At 67.6% G+C, this 21,478-nt stretch carries 18 protein-coding genes; 12 read left to right on the top strand and 6 right to left on the bottom strand.

The features are described 5' to 3' along the window. Nucleotides 1-4 precede the first annotated feature (4 nt). Both I8J34_RS07620 and I8J34_RS07615 read right to left on the bottom strand, forming a co-directional pair. Nucleotides 5-2,773, bottom strand: a complete 2,769-nt coding sequence (locus I8J34_RS07620; protein WP_214360799.1) for a putative bifunctional diguanylate cyclase/phosphodiesterase — start codon at nt 2,771-2,773, stop codon at nt 5-7. A 190-nt stretch (nt 2,774-2,963) separates the two neighbouring features. Beyond that, on the bottom strand, nt 2,964-3,815 hold the full coding sequence (locus I8J34_RS07615) for an AraC family transcriptional regulator (RefSeq protein WP_214360798.1): 852 nt from the start codon (nt 3,813-3,815) through the stop codon (nt 2,964-2,966). 100 nt (nt 3,816-3,915) lie between these two features. On the opposite strand from I8J34_RS07615, the gene I8J34_RS07610 reads away from it, so the two are divergent. Further along, nucleotides 3,916-5,133, top strand: a complete 1,218-nt coding sequence (locus I8J34_RS07610) for an MFS transporter (RefSeq protein ID WP_214360797.1) — start codon at nt 3,916-3,918, stop codon at nt 5,131-5,133. A gap of 186 nt (nt 5,134-5,319) precedes the next feature. On the opposite strand, the gene I8J34_RS07605 is transcribed toward I8J34_RS07610, so the two are convergent. Continuing rightward, nucleotides 5,320-5,724 carry a ribonucleotide reductase subunit alpha gene (locus I8J34_RS07605; RefSeq protein ID WP_214360796.1) on the bottom strand — a complete coding sequence of 135 codons (405 nt, stop codon included), beginning with the start codon at nt 5,722-5,724 and terminating at the stop codon, nt 5,320-5,322. 196 nt (nt 5,725-5,920) lie between these two features. Between I8J34_RS07605 and I8J34_RS07600 the strand changes: the two genes are divergently transcribed. The 5 genes from I8J34_RS07600 to I8J34_RS07580 all read left to right on the top strand — a co-directional run bounded on the left by I8J34_RS07600 (nt 5,921) and on the right by I8J34_RS07580 (nt 11,327). Further along, nucleotides 5,921-6,544: an alternative oxidase gene (locus I8J34_RS07600; RefSeq protein ID WP_214360795.1), complete on the top strand. Its 624-nt coding sequence runs from the start codon at nt 5,921-5,923 to the stop codon at nt 6,542-6,544. Nucleotides 6,545-6,702: 158 nt separating this feature from the next. After that, nucleotides 6,703-7,860: a nitric oxide-sensing protein NosP gene (nosP, locus tag I8J34_RS07595; protein WP_214360794.1), complete on the top strand. Its 1,158-nt coding sequence runs from the start codon at nt 6,703-6,705 to the stop codon at nt 7,858-7,860. Continuing rightward, nucleotides 7,853-9,028 (top strand): ATP-binding protein, encoded by a 1,176-nt coding sequence (locus tag I8J34_RS07590; protein WP_214360793.1) that lies wholly within the window; start codon nt 7,853-7,855, stop codon nt 9,026-9,028. Before nosP ends, I8J34_RS07590 begins: the two co-directional genes overlap by 8 nt. 59 nt (nt 9,029-9,087) lie before the next feature. After that, the gene (locus I8J34_RS07585) at nt 9,088-10,806 is read left to right on the top strand and encodes a putative bifunctional diguanylate cyclase/phosphodiesterase (RefSeq protein WP_214360792.1); all 1,719 of its coding nucleotides are present in this window, start codon (nt 9,088-9,090) and stop codon (nt 10,804-10,806) included. Nucleotides 10,807-11,039: 233 nt separating this feature from the next. Continuing rightward, nucleotides 11,040-11,327 (top strand): putative quinol monooxygenase, encoded by a 288-nt coding sequence (locus tag I8J34_RS07580; protein ID WP_214360791.1) that lies wholly within the window; start codon nt 11,040-11,042, stop codon nt 11,325-11,327. Nucleotides 11,328-11,441: 114 nt separating this feature from the next. Here I8J34_RS07580 and katG read toward each other — a convergent pair whose 3' ends face one another. Next, nucleotides 11,442-13,652: a catalase/peroxidase HPI gene (gene katG / locus I8J34_RS07575; protein ID WP_214360790.1), complete on the bottom strand. Its 2,211-nt coding sequence runs from the start codon at nt 13,650-13,652 to the stop codon at nt 11,442-11,444. Nucleotides 13,653-13,916: 264 nt separating this feature from the next. On the opposite strand from katG, the gene I8J34_RS07570 reads away from it, so the two are divergent. The 4 genes from I8J34_RS07570 to I8J34_RS07555 all read left to right on the top strand — a co-directional run bounded on the left by I8J34_RS07570 (nt 13,917) and on the right by I8J34_RS07555 (nt 17,179). Beyond that, nucleotides 13,917-14,708, top strand: a complete 792-nt coding sequence (locus I8J34_RS07570; protein ID WP_214360789.1) for a UDP-2,3-diacylglucosamine diphosphatase — start codon at nt 13,917-13,919, stop codon at nt 14,706-14,708. Further along, nucleotides 14,696-15,895 carry a glycosyltransferase gene (locus I8J34_RS07565; protein ID WP_230411744.1) on the top strand — a complete coding sequence of 400 codons (1,200 nt, stop codon included), beginning with the start codon at nt 14,696-14,698 and terminating at the stop codon, nt 15,893-15,895. Before I8J34_RS07570 ends, I8J34_RS07565 begins: the two co-directional genes overlap by 13 nt. Then, nucleotides 15,873-16,241, top strand: coding sequence for a diacylglycerol kinase (locus I8J34_RS07560; protein WP_214360788.1), 369 nt, complete (start codon nt 15,873-15,875; stop codon nt 16,239-16,241). The genes I8J34_RS07565 and I8J34_RS07560 overlap by 23 nt, the downstream gene beginning before the upstream one ends. 587 nt (nt 16,242-16,828) lie before the next feature. Next, the gene (locus I8J34_RS07555; RefSeq protein ID WP_214360787.1) at nt 16,829-17,179 is read left to right on the top strand and encodes a PepSY domain-containing protein; all 351 of its coding nucleotides are present in this window, start codon (nt 16,829-16,831) and stop codon (nt 17,177-17,179) included. Nucleotides 17,180-17,217: 38 nt separating this feature from the next. Here I8J34_RS07555 and I8J34_RS07550 read toward each other — a convergent pair whose 3' ends face one another. Next, entirely contained in the window at nt 17,218-17,691 is a 474-nt protein-coding gene (locus tag I8J34_RS07550; RefSeq protein ID WP_214360786.1) for a hypothetical protein, read from the bottom strand. A 59-nt stretch (nt 17,692-17,750) separates the two neighbouring features. Next, nucleotides 17,751-18,896, bottom strand: a complete 1,146-nt coding sequence (locus tag I8J34_RS07545) for a hypothetical protein (RefSeq protein WP_214360785.1) — start codon at nt 18,894-18,896, stop codon at nt 17,751-17,753. A 203-nt stretch (nt 18,897-19,099) separates the two neighbouring features. Here I8J34_RS07545 and I8J34_RS07540 point away from each other — a divergent pair, with 203 nt between their 5' ends. Both I8J34_RS07540 and I8J34_RS07535 read left to right on the top strand, forming a co-directional pair. Next, entirely contained in the window at nt 19,100-20,737 is a 1,638-nt protein-coding gene (locus I8J34_RS07540) for a bacteriohemerythrin (protein WP_214360784.1), read from the top strand. A gap of 351 nt (nt 20,738-21,088) precedes the next feature. Then, nucleotides 21,089-21,478, top strand: coding sequence for a 3D domain-containing protein (locus I8J34_RS07535; protein WP_214360783.1), 390 nt, complete (start codon nt 21,089-21,091; stop codon nt 21,476-21,478).

Genomic DNA, 21,478 nt, shown 5'->3' with positions numbered 1-21,478 from the left:
CGGATCAGGAGCGCTTGGCGGGGCTCGTCGCCGGGCTGCCGGCGGCGAACATCGCTTCCAGCGTGGCCGGTGCCACCGGGTGGCCGAGCAGATAGCCCTGTGCGCTGTGGCAGCCGTTGTCGCGCAAGAAGTGGCGCTGCTCGTCGCGCTCGACGCCTTCGGCCACGATGTCCAGCTGCATCAGCTGGCCCAGGGCGATGATGGCCTTGACGATGGCCTGGTTGCTGGTGTCCTGCGGGATGTCGGCGATGAACGAGCGGTCGATCTTCAGGCAGTCGATGGGCAGCTGCTTGAGACAGGCCAGCGAGGAGTAGCCGGTGCCGAAGTCGTCGATGGCCACGCGGATGCCGCGCTCGCGCAGCGCATGCAGCACCCGGGTGCTGGCCTCGGCGTGTTCCATGATGCAGTGTTCGGTGATCTCCAGTTCCAGCTGGTGGGGCTCAATGCGGTGCGCGCCGAGGGCCGCCGTCACGGTGCCCAGCAGGTCGCTGCGGGCCAGCTGGACGCGTGACAGGTTGACCGCCAGGCGCGGCGGCGTGAGGCCGCGGTCGCGCCATTCGGCCAGTTGGCGGCAGGCCTCGTTGAGCACCCATTCGCCGATCTCGAGGATCAGGCCGGTCTCCTCGGCCAGCGGGATGAACTCGGCCGGCGGAATCAGCCCGCGCTCCGGATGCCGCCAGCGCAGCAGCGCCTCGGCACCGATCAGGCGCGCGTCGTTGAGGTCGAACTGCGGCTGGTAGTCGAGATACAGCTCGCCCCGCGGCACGGCGCGGCGCAGCGCCGATTCGAGGCTGAGCCAGTTGGTCGAGGTCAGCGTCAGCTCCGGCGAATAGAAGGCGTAGGTGGACCGCCCGCCGCGCTTGGCCTGGTACATCGCGGCGTCGGCGTTCTTGATGAGGGTCTGCGCATCCTCGCCGTCGTCGGGAAAGAGGCTGATGCCGATGCTGGTGGTGACGATCAGCTCCTGATCGTCGAGCTGGATCGGTTCGCTCAGCGCATGCTGGATCTTCTGCGCGATGGCCGCCGGCGTGTGGTGATCGTCGATGGCTTCCAGCACCAGGATGAACTCGTCGCCGCCGAGCCGGGCCACCGTGTCGCTTTGCCGCACGGCATGCAGCAGGCGCCCGGCAACGGCCACCAGCAGTGCGTCGCCGACCGGATGGCCGAGGCTGTCGTTCACATGCTTGAAGCGGTCCAGGTCGAGGAAGAGCACCGCCACGCGTTGGTGCAAGCGGCGCGCCGTCTTCAGCGCCTGCTCCAGGCGGTCATGGCAGAGCAGGCGATTGGGCAGGTCGGTGAGCGAATCGTGGAAGGCCTGGTACTGCACCCGGGTTTCGGCGCGCGTGCGCTCGGTGATATCGACCAAGGTGCCGATGATCGCCGGCTCGCCACCGTACTGGGTGGCCGAGCCGAGCAGCTCGACATGGATGAGCGTGCCGTCCTTGCGTCGGCAGCGGATCCGGTAGTCGATGCTGTGGACATCGCCGCGCAGGCGTTTGTCGATGTTGCGCTGGACTTGCTCGAAGTCGTCGGGGTGGGCCAGGTCTTGCGGCCCGAGCCGCCCTTCGATCTCTTCACGGGTATAGCCGAAGATGTTGGCGAAGTGCGGATTGACGTAGGTGAAATAACCCTTCTGGATGATGTAGATGCCGACCAGGGACTTTTCCGAGAGGTCGCGGAATTTCTGTTCCGATTCGAGCAGCGCCGCCTTGGTGGCCTCCGCTTCGCTGATGTCGCGGAAGGTCAGCACGGCGCCGGCATGGCGGCCCTCGTGGAACATCGGCAGTGCCGAATAATCGACGATGAGCGGCGTGCCGCCGCGACGTTTGAGCCGGCAATGGCGGTTGACGATGCGCTCGGTCGAGCGACCCAGCTCGGCGACCGGCGTGGCGTCGTCGTCGGCCGGCTGCCACACGGCCGAGACCGGCTGGCCGACCATCTGACCGGCCGGCACGCCCAGCATCTGGGCGGCGGCCGGGTTGATGAAACGCAGGCGGCCCTCGGCGGTCAGGCCGATCACGCCGTCGCCGGCCGAATTGAGCAGCAGGGCATTGTCCTGCTGCAGATCGGCGAGCCTGACGAACTGGCGGCGGATGTGTGTGGAGATCAGCACGCCCAGCCCCAGAAAGGCGAGCGCCACGGTGCCGGCCAGGAGCGCCAGGCGGGTCAGCGCGTTGTCCAGCGCCGCGTCGGACTGGCGGTGCCCGGCGGCAATCTGCTCGGCGGCGACGACGCCCAGGGCGTCGAGCAGCTGCTGGCCGCTGGCCGTCAGCCGAGCGGCGTCGGCCAGCAGCGTGGCACGGGCCTGTGCCCCGTCGCGGCCGATGGCCTCTTGCGCCACCGGCGGGTAGGCGGCGCGCCACTGCACGGCCTGTGCCCACAGCGTTTTCATCTGGGCTACCTGCTCGCTCAGTGCGTCGAGCGGCAGCCTGTCGTCGCCATGTTGGCGTGCCGCGCGAACGGCGGCATCCAGCGCCGCCAGCGGCGCATTCTCCGATGACGGGAGCTCGGTGCCTGGCGGGCGCAGAAGGGCGTCGGTGAGGCTGTTGGACTCGCTGGCGAGGCGCCGGAACTGCTCCAGGCTCAGCTGCATCGTCTGCTGCGTGAGGTGGTTCTCGGTGTTGCGCGTTTCGATCCCGGCCAGACGCCAGGCCACGTAGCTGGTCATGCCGCCGCTGGTGAACAGGCCGAGCAGGACCAGCGACCACAGCAGGCGCGTCAGCCGGTGGCGGGAGAATTCCTGGCTCATGGGGTGGGGAGCGCTTTTCGCCATGGCGTGCCGGGTCCGGCGGCGGCGCGGCCGGGGATCGGCAGAGCGATCGGCAGATGGGCGGGGCACATCGACAACGGACTCCTGGCGATGAGTGGCACGCTGGCGTACGTGCCGGTCAGTGCATGGTATCGGCAAATTGCCCGCTGGGCTTGAAGTTCAGCGTGTGTCGAGGTGTGGCGCCGGTCGCCCTTCAGCGCTGCGCGGTCGGGTGCAGGCGTGTCGGCGGCTGGCCCATGGCGGCCTTGAACATGGCGGTGAAGGCGCTGTCGCTGGTGTAGCCGCAGGCCGCGGCGACCGCGCTTACCGGCGTGCCGCGATTCAGCAGGGGCAGGGCATGGGCCAGCACTACCAGCTGGCGCCAGTGCCGGAAGCTGGTGCCGAGCTCCTCGCGGAACAAGCGGGCCAGGGTGCGTTCGCTGGCGCCGCTGTGGCGGGCCCAGTCGGCCAGCGTGGTGTGCTGGCTGGGGGTGCGCATCATCGTCTCGCACAGCGCGCGCAGCCGGCGGTCGCCGTGGCGCGGATCAGGCATCGGCACCGCCAGCGACTGGGTGGCGGCCGCGGTCATCTCGGCCAACAGCAAGGTGTCGAGTGCCTGTTGGCAGTCGGCCGAATCCGCATGGGTGGCCAGCGCCAGCGTCAGCACCAGCTCGCGCATCAGGGGCGAGACCATCAAGACCCGCGGCCGTTGCCAGTGCGGCGGCACCACCGAGGGGTCGATATACAGGGTGTACAGCTGCGCGTTCTCGAGGATCGTGACCACATGCGAGGCGCCCGGCGGCACCCACATGGCGCGCGACGGCGGGACGATGGCGGTGAGGTTGCAGCGCCGCGCCTGGGCCGCGCCGAGCGGCGGCGCCGACACCGTCACCTGCAGCAGGCCACGGGCGCAATAGGCCAGCTGGCCCCACGGATGGTGGTGCGGTTCGAACTGCACGTCGTTGCCCAGCGCACGGGCGCGGGCGCGCACCGGCCGTGCGGGGGTCGGCGCGTAGGGATCGGTATCGCCGACCGGGATGGCCTGGCGGGGGCTGCGGCGGTTCATGGGGGCACGCGGCGGACGTCGGTCGAATTGGCGGATATTCGATGAATCTTGTCAGATTGTCGCCAACAGGCGGCGGTGGGCAAAACGTACCATCATCGGCATGACGACCACAACGCTTGCCGCCACCCCGCCGCTGCCCACGCTCAGGCAGGATGCCGCAGTCATTGGCCTGGTGGGCCTGGCGCACGGCACCTCGCACTTCTCGCACCTGTTGCTGGCGCCGCTGTTCCCCATTTTCATCCGTGAGTTCGGCCTCAGCTTTTCCGATGTCGGCCTGTTGATGAGCCTGTTCTTCGTGGTCTCCGGCAGCGGGCAGGCGATGGCCGGCTTCGTGGTCGACCGCTTCGGGGCCCGGCCGGTGCTGTTCGCGGCGATCGGCTTGTTCCTCCTCGCCGCGTTGGTGGCCAGCCAGGCCACCGGCTATGCCGGCCTGATGGTGGTGGCGGCGTTGGCGGGGCTGGGCAATGCGCCCTTTCACCCGGTCGATTTCACCATCCTCAACCAGCGGGTATCGACCTCGCGGCTGGGGCATGCCTTCAGCGCCCACGGGCTGACTGGCAATCTGGGCTGGGCGCTGGCGCCGGCCTTCCTGGTCGGCATCTCCACCGCGACCGACTGGCGCACCGCCTACCTGGCGGCGGCCGGGCTGTACGCCACGGTGCTGGCGGTGTTGTTCTGGCAGCGCGACAAGCTGCGCACCGAGGTGGTGGTGCGCCATCCCGACGCGCCGAAGGGCTCGGACCTGGATTTTCTCAAGCTGCCGGTGATCTGGTGGTGCTTCGCCTTCTTTCTGTTGTCGACCATGACGCTGGCGGTGGTGCAGAGCTTTGCGCCATCGATCCTCAAGGTGCTGTACAGCGTCAGCGTCGAGGCGGCCACGCTGACCATCAGCGCCTACATGCTGTGCGGGGCGCTGGGCATGCTGGTGGGCGGCTTCGTGGCCAGCCACACCCGCCACAGCGACCGCGTGGTGGCCCTGGCGATGACCGGCGGCGCGGTGCTGCTGCTGGTGTGCGCCACCGGCTGGCTGGGCGGTGTCGGCACCATGGCGGCGCTGGCGGCCACCGGCTTTGCGGTGGGCATCGGCGGGCCCAGCCGCGACATGATGATCAAGCGCGCCACGCCCAAGGGCGCCACCGGCCGGGTGTATGGCACGGTGTATTCGGGGCTCGACGTGGGCTTTGCCATCTCGCCGATGATCTTCGGCGCCTTCATGGACCAGGGCTGGTACGCCACCACCCTGGCCGGCGCGGCGGTGGTGCTGATGGTGTCGGTGTACGCCGCGCTCGGCGTGGGGCGGCGCACGGCGGCGAGCTGAGCGCGGCGACGCCGGCGGCACGGTGCGCTCAGAACTTGTGAATAAATCTACTGCGCGTGCCGATTGCTGCGTTGCTCACTCGCTCACTCCTCGCCTATCTATTTGATATGTCTCGTGGTTCGCTCGCGTAGTTGCCAAATGCGGCCTTGCACTCGGCCCTGCTCGCTACGATTTCATCACAAGTTCTCAGACGAAGCGCACCGGCCGACCGGTTTTGTCGAAGGCCAGAAAGCGCTCGATCTGGCCGTTCTCGATGTGCTTCACCATCAACTCCAGCGCCGGCTGCGCGGCCTCGCTGCCCAGCGGCTGGCCCCGGTGGCCGTCCAGCGCTGCCACGAACACGATCTGCCAGTCACGCCCGGTGTGCTTCGACTCGGCCACCAGGCTGTCGAAATCGGCCACCTCCGGCTGCGCCTTGTCCACATACATCACTGGTGTCAGCGTGCCGCCCTGACCCTCGGCAAAGCGTCGCGCCTCCTCGTCGGTGTGCTCGGCGGGCAAGGCCGCCGTGGCGAAGACGAATAGCAGGTGCTGCGGCTCGGTCTGCTGTGCGGCGACGGTCAGAAAATCGTTGAAATGCGTCAGTTCCATGGCGGGGCTCGTTCCGGCAAAAGAGGCAGGGTATGCCAGAGCTCGGGGCGATTCCTTGAGCTGACCGGGGGTGCGGGCGATGAATTTATCGCGCATCGACGCATCGAACAGCCGACGACCCCTGAATGGAGAAGACGATGATGAACCGGAATCTGGTGTTTGGACGGATGCCCCGGGGCGAGCCGAGGTGCCGGCCATGAACGCCCCCACCAATCTTGACTACGCGCACCCGGTCAATGGGCTGTCGGATCGCATTGCGCGCGGTCTCACCACCGTGCTGCGCTTTTTTGCCGACACCTTCTTCGCCCGGCGCTACGGGCATCGGGCGGTGGTGCTCGAAACCGTGGCTGGGGTGCCCGGCATGGTCGGCGCGACGCTGCAGCATCTGAAGGCGCTGCGCTACATGTCCGACGACCACGGCTGGATCCGCACCTTGATGGACGAGGCCGAAAACGAGCGCATGCACTTGTTCACCTTCATCGAGATCGCCCAGCCCAACGCGCTCGAGCGCGGGCTGATCATCCTGGCGCAGGGGGTGTTCTACAACGCCTTCTTTCTGCTCTACCTGATCTCGCCGCGCACGGCTCACCGCATGGTCGGCTACTTCGAAGAGGAGGCGGTGATCAGCTACACCGCCTATCTGGCCGATGTCGACGCCGGGCGCCAGCCCAATGTGCCGGCACCGCAGATCGCCATCGACTACTGGCATCTGGCGCCCGACGCGCGGTTGTCGGATGTGATCGTCGCCGTACGGGCCGACGAAGCCGGCCATCGTGACGTCAACCATGGCTTCGCCGACCAGCTCGACCCGGTGCGCTGACGGCCGGGGCGAGGGCAGGGCGCACGATCTGCGCTTCAGAATTCGCCGCGTCCGGCCGTTGATGGAGGACGAGAGCGCTGAATCAGCGTGTGCCTGACCTGACCCGGTGCTGAGGTGGAAGCGGTTTTGTCAATTTTTTCAATAGGATGCGTACGTTAATGCCACGCCAATCCGCGATTCGACTCGGTCACTCGCTGGCGCAGGATGCCCGCCTGGCCGCGCAGGAGTTCCATGCCGCGGTGGCGCAGGACGACGCCGCGCTGGTGGCGTTTTTCTGCTCCAGCCTGTATGACCTCGATGCGCTGGCCGACGAGATGGCGCGCCTGTTCGCCGGCATCCCGGTGATCGGTTGCACCACCGCGGGCGAGATCGGGCCGGCCGGCTATTGCCGGCACAGCCTGTCGGGGGTGAGCTTTTCGGCCGCCGCCTGCAGCGCTGTCGTCGGCCGTGTCGATGCGCTGCAGCAGTTCCACATCGCCGACGGGCAGGACTTTGCCACCGACTTGCTGGGCCAGCTCAAGGCGCAGCGGCCCGCGGCGTCGGGGGCCAACACCTTCGGCATGCTGCTGATCGACGGCTTGTCGATCCGCGAGGAGTCGGTGGCGCACACCCTGCAGTCGGCGCTGGGCAGCATCTCCATCGTCGGTGGCTCGGCCGGCGACGATCTCAAGTTCAGCCGCACCTGGATCTATCATGACGGCGCCTTCCACACCGATTGCGCGGTGCTCGCGCTGGTCAATACCGAGCTGCCGTTCATGGCCTTCAAGACGCAGCATTTCGTCACCGAAGAGGAGCGTCTGGTGGTGACCGAGGCCGACGCCGACCGGCGCATCGTGTATGAAATCAACGGCCTGCCGGCCGCCGAGGAGTACGCCCGGCTGGTCGGCACCACGGCAGAAGGCCTGGGGCCGGATCAGTTCGCCGCGCACCCCATCGTGGTGCTGATCGACGGCACCGACTATGTGCGCTCGATCCAGAAGGTCAACGCCGATGGCAGCCTCACCTTCTACTGCGCCATCGAGGAAGGGCTGGTGCTGCGCGTGGCGCGCGGGCAGGACATCGTGGACGATCTCGACACCACCCTGGCGCGCATCCGCGAGGTGATCGGCCCGCCCGAGTTCATCTTCAGCTGCGACTGCATCCTGCGCCACCTGGAGATGGAGGCGCGCCAGCAGCGCGATGCCGTGGCCGAGCTGCTGATACGCAACAACACCATCGGTTTCAGCACCTATGGCGAGCAGTACGGCGGGGTGCACATCAACCAGACGCTGACCGGCATCGCCATCGGGCGCTCGCTGGAGACCGGCGATGCCTGAGCAAACGCCGCCTGCCTCGGCCGACGAGCACAGCCTGCGGCAGGAGATCGCGCGCCAGCAGAAGATCATCCGTGTGCTGATGAACCGCATCGAGCGCGAGGCCGATGCGCAGCGCTCCGACTACGGCCGCTTCCAGACCACCGTGATGCTCGAGAACCAGGTGCGCGAGCGCACCGTCGAGCTCGAAACCGCGCTGCTCGAAAACAAGAAGATCAACCAGAACCTGGCCGCCGCGCGGGCTCGCATGGCCGAGGAGATCGACGAGCGGCGCCGCGCGCAGGAAGCGCAGCGGGCCCTCATCCAGAAGCTCGAAAGCGCTCAGAACCAACTGCTGCAATCCGAAAAACTGGCCTCCATCGGGCAGCTGGCCGCCGGCGTGGCACATGAAATCAACAACCCCATCGGCTTCGTCAATTCCAATCTGTCGACACTCAAGAACTACGCCGCCGGCCTGCTGCGCCTGCTGGCGGCCTACGAGCAGGCGCCGCAGGCGCCCGACGCGCGGGCCGACATCGACGCCATCCGCCAAGCCGTCGACATCGACTTCCTGCGCGAGGACATCGGCACGCTGATCGACGAATCGATCGACGGCACCGCGCGCGTGCGCCGCATCGTGCAGGACATGCGCGACTTCTCGCGCATGGGCGACGGTGGCTGGCAGCTGGCCGATCTGCACCAGGGGCTCGAAAGCACGCTCAACGTGGTGTGGAACGAGATCAAGTACAAGGCGCAGATCGTCCGGGAATTCGGCACGCTGCCCGAGGTGGAATGCCTGCCGTCGCAGATCAACCAGGTGTTCATGAACCTGCTGGTCAATGCCGCTCAGGCCATCGACGGCCACGGCACCATCACGCTGTCCTCCGGCGTCGAGGGCGACTGGGTATGGATCGCGGTGGCCGACACCGGCCGCGGCATCGCGCCCGAGCATCTCAAGAAGATCTTCGATCCCTTCTTCACCACCAAGGCGGTGGGACAGGGCACCGGGCTGGGGTTGTCAGTCTCCTACGGCATCGTCAATCGCCACGGCGGCCGGATCGAGGTCGACAGCCAACTCGGCGTCGGGACGAGCTTCCGCATCTGCCTGCCCGTGCGCCAGAGCGCATCGCCGACACCGGCCGGCGGCTCGCAGACTGCCAAGCTGCCCGACCCGGTCGATGCGCAGAGCTGACGCCTTGCTGCCCACCGTCGCGCGCCCCTCTCTTTCAAGGCCCCCGAGGCTCGCCTTCCATGATGCAGATCTACCGTAAGCCGCCACAGGCCCTGCCCGCCGAGAGCGCCTTCTTCCGGCTCCCCGGCGCCTTGCTGATGATCCTCGACGACGACTGGATCATCCAGATGATGAGCGAGTCGTGGCGCGACGTGCTGGGCATGGGGCAAGACACCCTGCGGTGGCGCCGCTTCCCCGACCTGCTGCATCCGCTCGACCGCGTTGACGTCACCGACCGTCTCGCCACCATCGGCGATGTGCTGACGACGGTGCGCTTCTCCTGCCGCTGCCGCAAGGCCGACGGGCACTATGTCGGCCTCGCCTGGAGCGTCAGCCACGACCCCGACCAGGGCTTGTTCTATGCCGCCGCGCACGAAACCGGCATCCACCTCTCGCACCACGAGGCGCGCCTGCCCGAAGTCTTCGTCGACGGGCTCACCGGCCTGCCCAACCGCGGCCTGTTTCTCGACCGCGTCAGCCATGCCATGCAGCGCGCCGCGCGGCGCAAGGACTTGAGCTTTGCCGTCATCCACTGCGGCGTCGATCGCTTCAGCGTCATCAACCACAGCCTCGGCAACCGCATCGGCGACCTGCTGCTGATCGAAGTGGCCAACCTGCTGCGCCGCACCACCCGGCCCACCGACATGGTGGCCCGCCTCGGTGGCGACGAATTCGGCATCCTGCTCGAAGACATCCGCGACGCCACCTCGCCGGTGCGCGTCATCAAGCGCCTGCAGGACCACCTGGTCGTGCCCTTCCGCCTGCACGAGCACGAAGTGTTCTCCAGCCTGTCGAGCGGCATCACGCTGTCCGGCGAGCCCTATGCCGAGGCCGACATCATGCTGCGCGACGCCAACATGGCCATGGGCCGGGCCAAGGGCCAGGGCGGCGGCGGCTACGTTTTGTTCGACCGCGGCATGCACGAGACTGCGCTGCGGCGGTTGGACCTCGAACTCGATTTGCGCCGGGCGCTCGAACGTGACCAGTTCGAGGCCTACTACCAGCCCATCGTCCGCGTGGCCGACCGGCGCCTGATCGGCTTCGAAGCCTTGGTGCGCTGGAACCACCCCGAACGCGGCCTGATCTCGCCGGCCGATTTCATCCCGCTGGCCGAAGAAAGCGGCCTGATCGTGCACATCGGCCGCTGGATGCTGCACCAGGCCTGCGCGCAGATGCGCGCCTGGCAGCTGGCCTTTCCGCGGCGTCCGGCACTCACCGTCAGCGTCAACCTCTCGGCCCGCCAGCTGCTGCACCCCGACATCCTCCCCGAGATCCGCCGCACCCTGCGCCAGACCGGCCTGTCGGCCCGCCACCTCAAGCTCGAGATCACCGAGAGCGCCATGATGGAAGATGCCGAGCGCGCCATCGAACTGCTCGAAACCCTCAAGCGCACCCGGCTCAAGCTGATGCTCGACGACTTCGGCACCGGCTACTCCTCGCTCTCCTACCTGCACCGCTTGCCCATCGACGTGCTCAAGGTCGACCGCTCCTTCGTCATGCACATGCACGAACGCAGCGAAGACCGCAGCTTCGTCGAAACCATCGTCAACCTGGCGCAAAAGCTCGGCCGCCCGGTGGTCTGCGAAGGCGTGGAGCTGCCCGAGCAGGAAGCGCTGCTGCGCGAGCTCGGCGTGGAATACGCGCAGGGCTACCTGTACTCGCGGCCGGTGACGGCGGCGCAGGCCCAGATGCTGATCATCGAGGACGCGGCGCGGTTCGCACGCAAGCGGCGAGGCTAGGGCTGACCGGCCGGGCGCGTTCGGTGGATGCCGGGCGCAATGACGGAGCGCTCGCCCTCAGGGGCGGCGAACCCCGTCACGCTGCTCGTCACCATGGGCCAGCACTGGTCTCCTCCTAGGGCCTGACCCTTCGCCGCAGTCGATGTGATAGGGTCGGCCCTGCCAGTTTGCGTATGCGATTGGTATCCTGTGACGGACATTTCGTCCCGTAATGAATAAAACAAGGACTCTTCATGACCACGAATGTCATCATCACCTTTACTGCAAAGCCCGAGAAACTGGCGGCATTCACCGACATCCTCCAGAGCGTAAAGACGGAGCTGCCGAAGGTTGACGGTTGTATCGCGGTGGATGTCTTCAATGACACCGCCAATCCGTGCGTCTTCACCCTGGTGGAAACCTGGCAGTCTGAAAGTGCCCACAAGGCGCATATCGAGGGGGTCGTGTCATCGGGGGGCTGGAGTCATATCGCATCCCATTTGGCATGCGATCCGAGCAGCAGCTATTTCAAGGCGCTCTGATTCAACGGACGGCCGATTCGCGCGGCGGTCGGCGGCTGAGCCGCCCGCCGGGCGGCCCGTCGTCGAGGCAATGACCGCTTCGTTGCGCGCAGCTGCGGAACGAAGTGGCAGGCCTTACTTCACGTCGAAGCGGTCGAGGTCCATGACCTTGGCCCAGGCCGCGACAAAGTCGCGCACGAACTTGGCCTGCCCGTCTTCCTGCGCATAGATCTCCGCCAGCGCGCGCAGTTGTGAGTTGGCGCCGAAAACCAGGTCGACCCGTGTGCCGGTCCATGTCAGCTCACCGGTCTTGCGGTCGCGCCCTTCGAAGCTGTCGCTGGCGTCCGAAGTCGCCTTCCAGACGGTGCCCATGTCGAGCAGATTCACGAAGAAATCGTTGCTCAGCACCTGGGGGCGCTTGGTGAATACGCCATGCTTCGAGCCGCCCGAGTTGGCGCCGAGCACGCGCAGGCCGCCGACCAGCACCGTCATTTCGGGCGCGCTCAGGGTGAGCAGCTGGGCGCGGTCGACCAGCATGGCCTCGGCGGGCACCGAATACACCTGCTTCTGGTAGTTGCGGAAGCCGTCGGCCTCGGGCTCCATCACGTCGAAGGATTCGATGTCGGTCTGGTCCTGCGAGGCGTCGGTGCGGCCCGGGGTGAAGGGCACGCTCACCGGATGGCCCGCCGCTTCGGCCGCGGTTTCGACCGCCGCGCAGCCGGCCAGCACGATGAGGTCGGCGAGCGACACTTTCTTGCCGCCGCTCTGCGCGCTGTTGAAGGCCTGCTGGATGTCTTCGAGCGTGCCCTGCACGCGGGCCAGCTGGTCCGGCTGGTTCACCGCCCAGTCTTTCTGCGGGGCGAGCCGGATGCGCGCGCCGTTGGCGCCGCCGCGCATGTCGGAGCCGCGGAAGGTCGAGGCCGAGGCCCAGGCGGTGGACACTAGCTCGGCGATCGACAGGCCCGAGGCCTTGATCTTGGCCTTGAGGTGGTCGATGTCCTTGGCGTCGATCAGCGGGTGATCGACCGCCGGCACCGGGTCCTGCCAGATCAGGTCTTCGGCCGGCACTTCCGGGCCCAGATAGCGGGCCCTGGGCCCCATGTCGCGGTGGGTGAGCTTGAACCAGGCGCGGGCGAAGGCGTCGGCGAAGGCCGCCGGGTCTTTGTGGAAGCGCCGGGAGATGGGCTCGTAGATCGGATCGAAGCGCAGGCTGAGGTCGGCCGTGGTCATCATCGGCGGATGCTTCTTCGACGGGTCGTGCGCATCGGGGATCATGTCTTCCGGCTTGACGTCCTTGGCCACCCACTGGTTGGCGCCGGCAGGGCTCTTGGTCAGCTCCCACTCGTAGCCGAACAGCGTATTGAAGTAGCCGTGGTCCCACTGCGTGGGGTTGCGCTTCCAGGCGCCCTCGATGCCGCTGGTGGTGGTGTCGCCGCCCTTGCCGGTACCATGCTTGTTGAACCAGCCCAGGCCCTGCGCTTCGAGCGGGGCGGCTTCGGGTTCGGGGCCGACCAGCGCCGGGTCGCCCGCGCCGTGTGCCTTGCCGAAGGTGTGACCACCGGCGGTGAGGGCCACCGTTTCCTCGTCGCCCATGGCCATGCGGGCGAAGGTCTCGCGCACGTCACGGCCCGAGGCGACCGGGTCGGGGTTGCCGTCGGGGCCTTCGGGGTTCACATAGATCAGGCCCATCTGCACGGCGGCCAGCGGGTTTTCCAGCTGGCGCTCGCCGGAGTAGCGGCTGTTGGGCTTGTCGCTGGTGGCCAGCCATTCCTTCTCGGCGCCCCAGTAGATGTCCTCTTCGGGCTGGAAGATGTCCGGGCGGCCGCCGCCGAAACCGAAGGTCTTGAAGCCCATCGATTCGAGCGCGCAGTTGCCGGCCAGGATCATCAGGTCGGCCCAGGAGATCTTGTTGCCGTATTTCTGCTTGATCGGCCACAGCAAGCGGCGCGCCTTGTCGAGGTTGCCGTTGTCGGGCCAGCTGTTGACCGGCGCGAAGCGCTGGTTGCCGGTGCCGCCACCACCACGGCCGTCGGCCGTGCGATAGGTGCCGGCGCTGTGCCAGGCCATGCGGATGAACAGGCCGCCGTAATGGCCCCAGTCGGCCGGCCACCAGTCCTGCGAGGTGGTCATCAGGGCATACAGGTCCTTTTTGAGGGCGGCGAAGTCGAGCTTCTTGAATTCTTCGGCGTAGTCGAAGTCCGTGCCCAGCGGGTTCGATGCCGGGGCGTGCTGGTGCAGGATGTTCAGGTTCAACTGGTTGGGCCACCAGTCGCGGTTCGACTGGGCGCCGGTGGTGGCGCTGGCCGCGTTGTGGCCCGAAAACGGGCATTTGCCTTCGGTGCTCATGATGATGTTCTCCTCTGACAGTCAACCCGGGATGGGAACTCTCGCTAATCACCTTAGTTGCGAATGGCTCATGTTTCTATCGAATTGATTTCATGAATGCCATAGTCACTGCGTATCGGTCGGAGGGCCACGAACCACACCGGGCCACGAGGCACCGGCGCGCTCGGCGGTTTCGCGGGTCCGATGCTTGCAGGGGCAGCGTGTCACATGGCCGTAGCCTGTTCGTCACACGGCAGACACGCCGCCGACCCACACTGCGCCGCAATGCGCTGGAAAACCGTCTTCCTCTCCGATATTCACCTGGGCACGCGGGCCTGCCAGGCCGACCGGCTGCTCGACTTCCTGCGCCACCACCCCTGCGACAAGCTTTACCTGGTCGGCGACATCATCGATTTCTGGGCGATGTCGCGCGGCATCCACTGGTCGGCCGAGCAGAACACCGTGGTGCAGAAGCTGTTGCGCCTGGCGCGGCACGGCACCCAGGTGGTGTTCATCCCCGGCAACCATGACGAAGCCCTGCGCGACTACTGCGGCACCGACTTCGGCGGCATCCAGCTGCGCGAGGAGGATGTCCACACCACCGCCGACGGCCGCCGTCTGCTGATCGTCCATGGCGATGCTTTCGACCAGGTGACGCGCCATCACCGCTGGGTCGCGGTGCTCGGCGACATCGCCTACAACACGCTGGTGCGCCTCAACATCTGGCTGTCGCGCGTGCGGCGCCTGCTGGGCATCAGCGGCTACTGGTCGCTGGCCGGCTACGCCAAGCAGAAGGTCAAGAAGGCCATCGACTTCGTCTTCGATTTCGAGGACTCGGTGGTTCACCATGTACGCGACCGTGGGCTCGACGGCGTGGTGTGCGGCCACATCCACTGGCCGACGCTCAAGGACTGCGACGGCGTGCTGTACGCCAACTGCGGCGACTGGGTCGACTCCTGCTCGGGGCTGGTCGAGGACGCCGCCGGCACCCTGCATGTGGTGCGCTGGCAGCCCGGCATGGGCCGCCCGGCGCTCGAAGCGCCGGCCCCGGAAGAGGACTCCGCGTGCGTGTCCTGATGCTCAGCGATGTGTACTTCCCGCGCATCAACGGGGTGTCCACGTCGATCGAAACCTTCCGCCGGCAATTGCCGGCGCAGGGCATCGCCACCGAGTTGCTGGCGCCGGCTTATGGCGGCGAGCCGGTCGACGAGGTCGATATCCTGCGCATACAGGGCCGCCCGGTGCCGGGCGATCCGGAAGACCGCCTCATGCGCTGGCGCGAGGCCTGCCGGGTGGTGGACCGCCTGCCGCCGGGCGACTACGACGCCATCCACATCCAGACGCCCTTCCTGGCGCACTACCTGGGCACCCGCCTGCGCCGGCGCCACGGCCTGCCCACGGTGGTGACCTACCACACCCTGTTCGAAGACTACCTGCACCACTACGCGCCATGGCTGCCCAAGGCCGGGCTGCGGGCGCTGGCGCGGCAGCTGTCATGCCGGCAGTGCAATGCGGTGGACGCGGTGATCGCCCCGTCCTCCGCCATGGCCGCACGCCTGCGCGACTACGGTGTGCGCACGCCGATCCATATCCTGCCGACCGGCATCCCGGTGGCGCACTACGCGAACGGCGACGGTGCCCGTTTCCGCGCCCGCCACGGCCTCGACCCCGTGCGGCCGCTGGCGCTCTACGTCGGACGCCTGGCCTTTGAGAAGAACCTGCACTTTCTGCTCGACGTGGCCGAACAAGCGCGCCAGCGGCAAAGCCCGGTGCAGCTGCTGCTGGCCGGCGATGGCCCGGCCAATGCGCCGCTGCGCGCGGCGGTCGAACGCCGTGGCCTGAGCGATTGCGTCGGCTTCGTCGGCTACCTGTCGCGCGAAGACGAACTGCCCGACTGCTATGCCGCGGCCGACGCCTTCGTCTTCGCCTCCAAAACCGAAACCCAGGGCCTGGTGCTGCTCGAAGCCATGGCCGCCGGCGTGCCGGTGGTGTGCCTGGCCGAGATGGGCGTGCGCGACGTGGTCGCCGGCTGCCCGGCGGCACGCACCCCGCCGGCCGAGCCCGGCGCCTTTGCCGAGGCCCTCGTCGACCTGCTCGCCGATCCGGCGCGCGAGACCACCTTGGCCGAGGCGGCGCGCGCCCATGCCGCCGAGTGGTCCGACGCCGCCATGGCCGAGCGCCTCGCCACCCTCTACCGGCAGCTTGCCGTCCCCGGCGTGCGCGCCGTCTCCGGAGATCTGAATGGAAAGCCCGTTCAAGGGTAAGACCGGCCTGCGCCGCCTGATCAACGCTTTCGGTTACTCGATGAATGGCCTGGCGACCGCCTTCCGTGTCGAAGACGCCTTTCGCCAGGAAGTGCTGCTCGCCGCCGTGCTGATCCCGCTGGCGCTGTGGTTCGAGGTCAGCGCCCTGGAGCGCGCCCTGATGATCGGCAGCGTGCTGCTGATCCTCATCGTCGAGCTGCTCAACTCGGCGGTCGAAGCCACTGTCGACCGCGTCTCGCTCGACAGCCACCAGCTCGCCAAGCGCGCCAAGGACATTGGAAGCGCCGCGGTGTTCGTCGCGCTGGTCAACGGCGTAGTGGTGTGGGGGCTGATCCTGGTCCGGTGAGGCAGGGGCTCTTCGCTGGATGACATGACAGATGGACTGCTTGGTTGGAGCGCTGATCAAGCGTAGCCCGGACAAGGCCCGCAGGGCCGCCTCCGGGATTCGTCGGTTGATCGACCACTGTCCCCGGATTCCGCTTCGCTGCATCCGGGCTACGAATCTGTGATGCCGGCAGCCGGCAGGGTGAACGAAGCGCTAACGCCCGGTTCAGCCAATGTAGGGCGGATCAGCGAAGCGTCATCCGCCGAAGGCCTCCGCTCCAATCACTGCATGCGGCGGAAGGCGCCTCGCTTTTCCGTCCTACGCGAGCTGGCGGGCGAGGTCGTTGAAGCGCACCGGGCCGTCCTTCAGGTGCCACAGCAAGCGTAGCCCGGACAAGGCCCGTAGGGCCGCCTCCGGGATTCGTCGGTTGATCGACCACTGTCCCCGGATTCCGCTTCGCTGCATCCGGGCTACGAATCCGTGATGACGGCAGCCGGCAGGGTGAACGAAGCGTTAACGCCCGGTTCAGCGCGGGTTCAGCGCGCGGACGCAAGAATGACCTCACGGTCGCAACGGCGATCGCGACAAACCTTCACAGGAGATGCGCCATGAAAACCCGCACTTTGATTCTGACCCTCGCCCTCGGTGGCGGCCTGCTGGCCGGTGCCGCCGCCGTGGCTCCCGTGTTTGCCCAGAGCGACGCAGCGCCCGCCGTGCGCCAGGACGACGGTCTGAGCATGCCCCAGATCCACGACGCGCTCACCGCCGCGGGCTACCGCAACATCAACGCCATCGAACGCGAACGCAATCGCTACGAGGTCAAAGCCAGCGATGCCGACGGCCGGCGCGTCGAACTGAGCGTCGATCCGATGACCGGCAAGGTGATGAAGACCGAGACCCGGCGCGATCGGCGCGAGGAGGCGACCCGCGAGCGTCGCGGGTCGGATGGCGCCAAGTGACGTTCGCCGGTGGCCGCCCGTCCGGCCAGGGTGGGCGGCTACCGGACGGTTTCGATCAGCGCCGTCGGCGTGACCGTCAGCACCAGCCCGTGGCGGATATCGGGCAAGGCGGGATTGTTCTTGCGTGCCGCGGCGGTGTAGCGATCCATCGTCACGTCGATCGTAGCCTGATCCACCGTGGCGTCTTCCCGCCAGCGGACATCGCGGACTTCGCCCTCGTGCGTCAGGCGGAAGACGTTGGCGAGCGGATATTCATCAAAGGTCGAAACGCTCAGGTAATAGGTGTTGGCGCACACGCCATGGGTCTCGACGAAGCAGTCGCCGCCGACTTGTGGCACGGCGTAGAGACGCAGGCTGAGGTTCTTCTCAATGGCCGGATCGCGCGCGTCGAGGTCGATCCGTTGGCCGTAGGCCAGGGCGGCCTTCAGGTCGTCGGGGGCGATCTGGGCTGGCGGCGCGAGGTGGGTGCAGCCGGCGAGCAGCAGGGGCAGGAGGCGAGTCGGCAATGCCATGAGCGCCGGAGCGCAGCATGGATTCGAATGTCATTTTCGGTCCGCGCGCATCGCCCCGCTCACAACAAATACCGTTCCATCTGCCGCACCGGCGCGTTGCGCAGCAGGTAGAGGTTGGGGTTGTCGCGCTGGGCGCGCTGGCCGGCTTCGCTGACTGCGACCGGTTCGCGTTCGAGGATGCACAGGCGGCGGCTGATGCAGTCGGCGCGCCACTGCGCGTTGGCCTTGCGGCCGCGCTCTTCGACGGCGATGCGGGTGAGGTGGAATTCGTCGTCGGGCGATTCGTCCGCGATGCGTCGGCGGATGGCGTCATGCGCCTTGTTGAGGCTGCCCTGCTGCACGCACAGGTCGTAGAGCGCGGCCAGGCAGCGGAAATTTTGGATGGGGATCGGGCAGACGCCGTCGAGCCATGACAGCGCGGCGATGAGCTTGCGGCCATACACATCGTAGGCGTAGCGCAGGGTTTCGTCGCGGAAGGCCGGTGTGTTGCCGACCGCCTGCAGCGCTGCCTTCCAGGCCGGTTCGAAGTCGGCTTTGTTGCGCCCACGGCTGAGTTCGTCGGCCCATTCGACCTGCTTGCGGCGCGAGGGCAGGGCCATCACGGCCTGCCAGGCCGGCCAGCGCGGGCCGAAGGCGCGGCGCAGTGCGGCGGCGTCGCGCGCTTCGAAACGGCGGAACATCTCCTGCAGCGTGCCGGTGCCGAAATTCACCTGGATCGGCCCGAACGAGAGCCCCGCGCCGTCGAAATTGCCGGTCACCTGCAGATAGGGGTCGCCCGAGGTTTCGAAGGCGGCGGTGACTTCGATGGCGCGCGCCAGCGCGTTTTCGGCCGGCAGCGGCGGCAGGTGGTCCGGGTCGGGCATTTCGAGATAGACGCGCGGGCCGTGGGCCTCGATGCGCGCGAAGCTGCCCTCGCGGGCCAGGCGCTCGGCTGCGTTGGCCACCGTGGCCGGATCGCCGGCCTCGACCCACACGAAGCGGCCGTCCAACCCCTGGCCCAGACCGTCGGCGGGTGCCAGCGAGGCGATGTCGACGCTGCGCCCCAGCGCGTGGCGCAGCTGCTGGACGGCGCCGACCAGTTCGCGATGGATGCGGACGCTGCCGTCGGCGCGGGTGTATTCGGCGAGGCGGAAGTTGGGGGTGACCCAGGCGCGCTTGGGGCCGCCGACCAGGTAGTCGTTGTCGTACTTCAATCCGAGCGTCATGGCGTCTCCTCGCAGCCGGTGTATAGGCCTCAGTGTAGACGGCGCTCGCCGGCGAGTCGGCCTTGCCGTTTTGAAAGGAAAAACGCCTGTGGCGACGGGCTTTGCGCGGGGGCAATTGATTTCCATCAACACGCCTGCGGAGCCGTTCCGGACAATCGAGGGCTGATGCGCAGCGCCACCGGTGGCGTCCGAGGTAGCGAAACATGCAGATTGTGGCCTGGAACGATTCCCTGAAAACCGACATCGACGTGGTCGACCAGCAGCATCGCGGGCTGGTCGAGCTGGTCAATGCCACGGCGGCCAAGCTGGCCCAGGCGCCCGAGCTGTCGGCGGACGAGGTGCGCCTGCTGCTCGGCTATCTGACCGATTACGCGCAGGTGCACTTCAGTACCGAAGAGGCCTTGATGGCCTTGTGCGGGCTGGAGGCGCGACAGACCGATGCCCATCACGAAGGCCATGCGCGTTTCCTGGCGCAGGTGGGCGACATGGTCGAGGCGCTGGGCGAGGACGGGGTGCTCGATGGCCAGCGCCTGCTGATGTTTCTGGGCGACTGGCTGATCGACCACATCCAGGGTGAAGACCAGGTGATTGCCCGTTCGCTGCGAGCCGCCATGGCCGCCACCTCGCCGGGCGGGGCGCCGGGGGCGGTCGGCGCGGGCGATGCGTTCGGCAGTTGGGAGGCGCGCGCCCAGGCCCTGGCGGCGTCGCAGCTGGCCGATGCCGAGCCGGATTTTTCGGCCGTGGTGGCGCGCCACAGCGCGGCCTTGCTGGCCAGCGAGGCCGGCGTGGTCGATCTGTGCACCCATGGCGAGGTGCCGGCGCTGATCGTGTCGCTCGATGCGGCCCTGATGCCGGCCACGATTCTGCATGCCAACGCGGCGGCTGCGGACTTCTTCGGCCAGCCGGCGGACATCCTGTGCCGTCATGCCCTGGCCGATCAGCTCAGTGCCGACGAGGTGGCGCGCTTCCCGGTGCTGGTCGGCGAAGTGTTGATGGCCGGGCGCTTCGAGGGGCCGTTGCGCTGTCGCGACGCCGAGGGCAAGGAACAGAGCGTGCGCGCCCGGGTGACGCATCTGGCGCTGCACGGGCAGACGGTGCTGCTGGTGTTGTTGCGCCCCGAGGCGGCGCCGATCGCGGGGCGCGAGGTGGTGCCGGTCGAGCAGCCGGCGGTCGTCGGCTCGGTGCTGTCGCGCCATGCGCTGTTCCACGATCTGCCAAAAGAGGAGCTCGATCAGCTCGACGCCGCCGCGCGCCTGATCCGCGTGCCCCGCGGCAAGGTGGTGTTCCACAAGCTGGATGCGCCGCTTGGCGTGTACCTGGTGATCAGTGGCCAGGTGAAGCTGGCGGTGTCGAATGCCCGCGGCGCGGAAAAGGTGATGGGCTTTGCCGGGCCGATGCAGGTGTTCGGCGAAATCGACGCCTTGACCGGCGTGAACCACACCGTGCTGGCGCAAAGCCTGGCGGCCACCGTGCTGCTGCTCATTCCGCTGGCCCCGCTGCAGGACTTGCTGACGCGCAGCCTGCCGTTCTCGCGGGCGCTGGTGGCGCATTTCGGCAAGCGCTACCAGGACGTGGCCTGGGATCTCGAAGCCTATGCCTTGCAGACCGGCATGGAACGCGTCATCGACCATCTGCTGCAGCATGCCCGCATCAACGCCGCCGGCGTGCTCGAAGCCGTGCTGCCGGCGCAAAAGCAGGTCATCGCCTCCTACCTCAACCTCACCCCGCCGACTTTGTCGCGCACCTTCCAGCAATTGAGCGAGGCCGGGCTGATCGAGATGAGCGGCCGCTATGTGCGCATCCCCAACAAGCGGCGCCTGCTGAACTTCCATCCCGACTGAGGATTGCCGGCGGGTCTTGGCGGGCGGCGCTGTGCTGCGCTAGGGTCTGTTGACAATCATTCGGGGGTCGCGCGCGGGCCTGTTTGGTCGCAGGGCAAGGCGCGCCGACGCAGTCTGGGTGGCCCCCAGCCAAGGAGGCGCAACGCCGCCATGCGGCCAAACAGGCCCGCGCCCGCAGGGTTGTGTCCAAATGGCTTCGCCACTGCGTTGCACTCGTTGCCAAGGGGGCCACCCTTGGCTGCCTCCTGCGCCTTGTCGCGAAGCCATTTGGACACAACGCGATCCCCCGAATGATTGTCAACAGACCCTAGGGTGTGGTTGCGTCGCGCCCGATGCGCGGCGCACCTGCCCATGACCGCCCGTTTGCGACGCTATTTCCTGCTGCTGTTGCCACTACTGCTCACCGCCTGCGGCGATGAGCGCCAAAGCATGACCGTGACGGCCACCGCCTACACCTCCTCGCCCGGCGAGACCGACGACACGCCCGACCTCGCCGCCTGGGGCGACACCCTCGCGCCCGGCATGAAAGTCATCGCCGTGTCGCGCGATCTGCTCGAACTCGGCCTGGTGCAGGGCGCCGAGGTCACCATCGAGGGGCTCGACGGGGAATACGTGGTGCTCGACAAGATGCACCCGCGCTGGACGCAGAAGATCGACATCTACATGGGCGACAACGTCAAGAAAGCCCGCGCCTGGGGGCGGCGCGAGGTGACGATTCGCTGGGACGGCGAGCGGGAGTAG

It is taken from the genome of Denitromonas iodatirespirans (assembly GCF_018524365.1).
Lineage (GTDB): Bacteria > Pseudomonadota > Gammaproteobacteria > Burkholderiales > Rhodocyclaceae > Nitrogeniibacter > Nitrogeniibacter iodatirespirans.
Note: the sequence above shows the minus strand (reverse complement) of the source record. Positions and strands in the feature narration are given on the sequence as shown.

Excerpts from the sequence above, each read along its gene's own strand:
- I8J34_RS07620 (WP_214360799.1), bottom strand. The coding sequence starts at position 2,773 with ATGGCGAAAAGCGCTCCCCACCCCATGAGCCAGGAATTCTCCCGCCAC.
- I8J34_RS07615 (WP_214360798.1), bottom strand. The coding sequence starts at position 3,815 with ATGAACCGCCGCAGCCCCCGCCAGGCCATCCCGGTCGGCGATACCGAT.
- I8J34_RS07610 (WP_214360797.1), top strand. The coding sequence starts at position 3,916 with ATGACGACCACAACGCTTGCCGCCACCCCGCCGCTGCCCACGCTCAGG.
- I8J34_RS07605 (WP_214360796.1), bottom strand. The coding sequence starts at position 5,724 with ATGGAACTGACGCATTTCAACGATTTTCTGACCGTCGCCGCACAGCAG.
- I8J34_RS07600 (WP_214360795.1), top strand. The coding sequence starts at position 5,921 with ATGAACGCCCCCACCAATCTTGACTACGCGCACCCGGTCAATGGGCTG.
- nosP (WP_214360794.1), top strand. The coding sequence starts at position 6,703 with ATGCCACGCCAATCCGCGATTCGACTCGGTCACTCGCTGGCGCAGGAT.
- I8J34_RS07590 (WP_214360793.1), top strand. The coding sequence starts at position 7,853 with ATGCCTGAGCAAACGCCGCCTGCCTCGGCCGACGAGCACAGCCTGCGG.
- I8J34_RS07585 (WP_214360792.1), top strand. The coding sequence starts at position 9,088 with ATGATGCAGATCTACCGTAAGCCGCCACAGGCCCTGCCCGCCGAGAGC.
- I8J34_RS07580 (WP_214360791.1), top strand. The coding sequence starts at position 11,040 with ATGACCACGAATGTCATCATCACCTTTACTGCAAAGCCCGAGAAACTG.
- katG (WP_214360790.1), bottom strand. The coding sequence starts at position 13,652 with ATGAGCACCGAAGGCAAATGCCCGTTTTCGGGCCACAACGCGGCCAGC.
- I8J34_RS07570 (WP_214360789.1), top strand. The coding sequence starts at position 13,917 with ATGCGCTGGAAAACCGTCTTCCTCTCCGATATTCACCTGGGCACGCGG.
- I8J34_RS07560 (WP_214360788.1), top strand. The coding sequence starts at position 15,873 with ATGGAAAGCCCGTTCAAGGGTAAGACCGGCCTGCGCCGCCTGATCAAC.
- I8J34_RS07555 (WP_214360787.1), top strand. The coding sequence starts at position 16,829 with ATGAAAACCCGCACTTTGATTCTGACCCTCGCCCTCGGTGGCGGCCTG.
- I8J34_RS07550 (WP_214360786.1), bottom strand. The coding sequence starts at position 17,691 with ATGGCATTGCCGACTCGCCTCCTGCCCCTGCTGCTCGCCGGCTGCACC.
- I8J34_RS07545 (WP_214360785.1), bottom strand. The coding sequence starts at position 18,896 with ATGACGCTCGGATTGAAGTACGACAACGACTACCTGGTCGGCGGCCCC.
- I8J34_RS07540 (WP_214360784.1), top strand. The coding sequence starts at position 19,100 with ATGCAGATTGTGGCCTGGAACGATTCCCTGAAAACCGACATCGACGTG.
- I8J34_RS07535 (WP_214360783.1), top strand. The coding sequence starts at position 21,089 with ATGACCGCCCGTTTGCGACGCTATTTCCTGCTGCTGTTGCCACTACTG.